At 56.9% G+C, this 1,902-nt stretch carries 1 protein-coding gene; it reads left to right on the top strand.

Annotated features, from left to right (window positions below; translation table 11 throughout):
• Window positions 1–37: 37 nt before the first annotated feature.
• Window positions 38–1,849: an aspartate--tRNA ligase gene (aspS, locus tag D5S03_RS00015; protein ID WP_008870300.1), complete on the top strand. Its 1,812-nt coding sequence runs from the start codon at window positions 38–40 to the stop codon at window positions 1,847–1,849.
• Window positions 1,850–1,902 lie beyond the last annotated feature (53 nt).

Raw genomic sequence — 1,902 nt, 5'->3', positions numbered from 1 at the left:
CAGTACAAACCTCAACTCCATACAGGCACAAAACACAATGGATGAAGCCAGAAGCAAGCTCGAGACCCAGCCCCTGGGATGGTGGGTGAGATCTCATGGATGCAACGATCTGACCCTGGAACATGACGACAGGGAAGTGTGCCTCATGGGCTGGGTACAGTACCGCCGGGATCATGGCGGACTTATTTTTATCGACTTAAGGGACAGGGACGGTCTGACCCAGGTTGTTTTCACCCCGGATGTAAGTGCGCAGGCTCTGGAAGACGCTCACGCCCTGCGCAGCGAGTATGTCCTGGCTGTAAAGGGGGTGGTGCGCAGAAGGCCGGAGGATATGATCAATCCCAACCTGTACACCGGCGATATTGAAGTCGCGGTCAGGGAATTCAAGCTGTTGAACCGCTCCAGAACTCCTCCTTTCCTCATAGAAGACAGGGCTGAGGCGGCAGAGAACCTGCGGCTCAAGCATCGTTATCTGGATCTGAGGCGGCCGGCGGTGGCCGGAAATCTGCGACTTCGCAGCCAGGTGGTGCATGAGATTAGAAATTTTCTGCACAGTTCAGGCTTCACCGAAGTGGAAACCCCGGTTCTGACCAGGAGCACCCCGGAGGGAGCCAGGGACTTCCTGGTTCCCAGCCGCTTGAGTCAGGGGCATTTCTATGCCTTGCCCCAGTCACCCCAGCTATTTAAGCAGCTGCTCATGTGCGCGGGCATGGACCGCTACTACCAGGTGGTAAAGTGTTTCCGGGACGAGGATCTGCGGGCGGATCGCCAGCCGGAGTTCACCCAGGTGGACATGGAGATGTCCTTTGTGGAAGAAGAAGGGGTCATGTCTGAATCGGAAAACATGATTGCCCGGCTGTTCAAGGAAGTCCTGGACGTGGAGCTTGAGACCCCCTTTCAGAGGCTTGACTATTCCCGGGCCATTGCTGACTATGGTCTGGACCGTCCGGACGTGCGCTTTGATTTGACTCTCAAGGATGTTACTGACGTGGTGCGCGGCTCAGGTTTCAACCTGTTTGCCAGGGCTGAGCTGGTCAAGGCCCTGCGCGTGCCCGGAGGAGCAGAGCTAAGCCGCAGGGAAATCGACGAGTATACTGATTTTGTAGGTATTTACGGGGCCAAGGGGCTGGCCTGGATCAAGATAAAGGAGGACGAATGGCAGTCCCCCATTGCCAAGTTTTTGAGCCGGGAGGAGTGCAGCGGGCTGACAGAGGCCCTGGGACTGGAGGCCGGGGATATTGTTTTCTTTCAGGCTGCGTCCCCGGAGGTGGTGAACAACTCCCTGGGCTATCTGCGTTTGAAGCTGGGTGAAAGATTCGGGCTCATTCCCAGAGATACCTTTGCACCCATCTGGATCATGGATTTTCCCCTCCTGGAATGGGACGGGGAGGAAAAGAGATGGATGGCCAGGCATCACCCTTTCACCTCGCCCAAGGACGGACACATGGATCTTCTGGAAAAAGAGCCGGGACAGGCCCTGGCCCGGGCTTACGACATGGTCATAAACGGCCAGGAGGTGGGGGGAGGATCCATCCGCCTGCATACCCGGGAGGACCAGGAGAGAATGTTCAAGGCCCTGGGCATGGACCTGGAGGAGTCCAGGAACAAGTTCGGGTTTCTTTTGCAGGCCCTGGATTACGGGGCTCCGCCGCATGGGGGGATCGCTTTCGGTCTGGACCGCTTAGTGATGCTCATGGCCGGGTGCTCTTCCATTCGGGACGTAATCGCCTTTCCCAAGACCCAGAAGGCTTCCTGTCTTATGACCGAGGCCCCGGCAGCAGTATCCAACCGTCAGCTCAGAGAGCTGGGCATCCGCCTGAGGGAGGCGGAAAAAAAGCCGGAGGAATAGTGACATACTCCTTAAACCCTGTCATAAAAAACAAGAACCACGCTAGTAAGCGT

This window comes from Desulfonatronospira sp. MSAO_Bac3, from assembly GCF_003838035.1.
Classification (GTDB): Bacteria; Desulfobacterota; Desulfovibrionia; order Desulfovibrionales; family Desulfonatronovibrionaceae; genus Desulfonatronospira; species Desulfonatronospira thiodismutans.
The sequence above is the reverse complement of the archived record's forward strand: the minus strand, read 5'-3'. Positions and strand labels throughout refer to the sequence as shown.

Coding starts and splice junctions, on each gene's coding strand:
- aspS (WP_008870300.1), top strand. CDS start 38: ATGGATGAAGCCAGAAGCAAGCTCGAGACCCAGCCCCTGGGATGGTGG.